Here is a 2,333-nt window from a genome sequence, read left to right on the forward strand (position 1 = left end):
TCAGGAACATTGGTTTTCAAGAAAGGCGAAGAAGATGCAAAAATGAAGGAACTGTCTTTCGAAGATGGTTATATCATCCAGTATAACGAGGGTATTGCGGTAAACGACAATACGCCAATGACTTTAAGTTTTGTGGTATCGGCCCGTAAGCTAAAACTGGGCAATGCAGAACACGAAAACGATTGGCCAAAAGCTTAGTCATCACTAAATATATCGTAATTAAAAGCGCCCCGATTTTTTCTGGGGTGCTTTTAATCCGTTGCTATTTTTATCACCCTACATTTACCTATCATCCAAATCATCCCAAAAAATTAATATTGCTTTGTGATGCGTATATTAATTTACAAAGCCATCTCAAAAATTAATGCTCAATTATGTCTAACCATTCCAAACATGTTGCAGTAAAAAACGATTACTATTCAGGTAAAATGTTTGGTTCGGCATCAACACACAATATTCATCTGAACATACGGTCTGCAGAAAATGTATCCATTTTTAATATAAGAGCATGTGCCCACCCAGCATTTGGCTTAGGGTAATTGTTGTGATCAAGATAAATTAATATGGAAAAGAAACTCATTGCTGAAATCAATATAGAGGATAAGGAAATTACACATTTTGCTTCCTTCGTCCTTCAACAGGCTTTTAACGAACATCACTATTTTGAACTGCGCTTTAACCACGACCAGATGGGTGCGCCAGGACTGATCAGTTTAGATGATAGCCGCGATTTTGTGGGTAAAACCTTAACTGCTTCTTTTGGCCATTCGGCAGAAGGCATGCAGAATTTTGTAGGCCTGGTTTCTAAAGTTGAACTATCACAAATTCATGGTTACCATGGTGTTCTAATTGTAAGTGGTTATAGCCCGACTATTTTAATCGATCGTGGACCTGATTTGGGTTCATATTTAGATAAAGACCTGAATGAGATCGTGAAATTGGCAACTAAAGATACGCCTGCCAATGATTTAAAAGTGGTGGCCAATGCCGCAAGAAATACATCAATCGATTATATTATCCAATACCGTGAAAGCGATTTTGCTTTTTTGAACCGCCTTTCTGCCGAATACCACGAATGGCTTTTTTACGATGGTAAACAGCTTAATTTTGGAAAACCCGATACACAAAAGGAAATATCCCTGTTTTATGGCAGAGATGTTCAGGAAATGCAGTACGCAATGGAAATTGCACCAATAAAAAATAAACGGTTCTCCTATAATCCGAAGCAGAACGAAATGCTGCTGAGCGAAAGTACAGGAAAGGTAAATGGCACACCCGACTTATCCCATGCTGTAAAAGCTTCTAACCTTACTTTTAGTAAAACCTTCAACCAACCTTCATTAATCAGGGTAGATAATAACAACGACATTAAAAACCTGGTAGAAAATGAAGAGAAAGCGAATACAAGTGAGCTTTTAAAAGTAACCGCCAGGGGCGATAATGCCGGTTTAGGCATAGGCAGCATTGCCGAAATTACAATGAGCCTCCGTAAAGAACTTGCTTTTACATCCGAAAGCCTGGGTAAATTTCTTATTACCAGTATTACACATCATATAGACGAAAACGGCAAATACCACAATACTTTCGAAGGAAAAGTATCCACAACCGAACGGTTACTGGTAAAGAACTTCGAAAAACCACAACCGGATATGCAACTGGCAGATGTGATTGATAATAACGATCCACAGGGCCAGGGCCGTATAAAAGTGAAATTTAAGTGGGAATGTTTAACCAACGATGTTACAGAGTGGTTACGTGTAGTTACGCCAAGTGCCGGTGTTGGCGATAGGGGTAATAACCGTGGATATTTTGCGATCCCCGAAATAGATGATCAGGTGATGATTGCGTTCGAAGAGGGGAATATTGCACGGCCCGTAGTAATGGGAAGTGTTTACCACAGCTCCAGCGTAGATAGTAGCCCGCTTATTCAAAATCACCTTAAAAGTATCATTACCAGAAGTGGACATTTAATAGAATTTGATGATAATCAGGGTACACAAGGCATAAAAATCACCGATATCCACAATAATATTATCCATATCGACACCAAAGGCAATAATATAACCATTACTGCTTTGGAGAACATGACTTTAAACTGTAAGAATATGCAGATTAATGTAGCGGAAAATATGGACGTGAAGGTGGGTAAAAACATTTCAGAAAGTGCCGGGGAGAACATTACCACAAGTGCCAACGAAGACATTACGCAAACTGCCGGAAAAGATATCAATATCAGCGCTACTGGGGATATGAAAGAATCAGCAAATAATAAAACCGAAATGGTAGAAAAAGCATACATGAGAAGTGCTCAGGAATCTACACAGTATGCTGAA

Annotated in this window: 2 protein-coding genes; both read left to right on the forward strand. The window is 39.0% G+C overall.

All coding sequences use genetic code 11. The annotated features are described in order from the left end of the window. Nucleotides 1-198 (forward strand): type VI secretion system tube protein TssD (gene tssD / locus AC1DPQ_RS25110; protein ID WP_477578632.1); only part of this gene is annotated, 198 nt, incomplete at its 5' end. 365 nt (nucleotides 199-563) lie between these two features. After that, on the forward strand, nucleotides 564-2,333 hold a 1,770-nt coding region (locus AC1DPQ_RS25115; protein ID WP_477611225.1), incomplete at its 3' end, for a type VI secretion system Vgr family protein.

Source organism: Pedobacter sp. 01T416_2 (genome assembly GCF_056398925.1).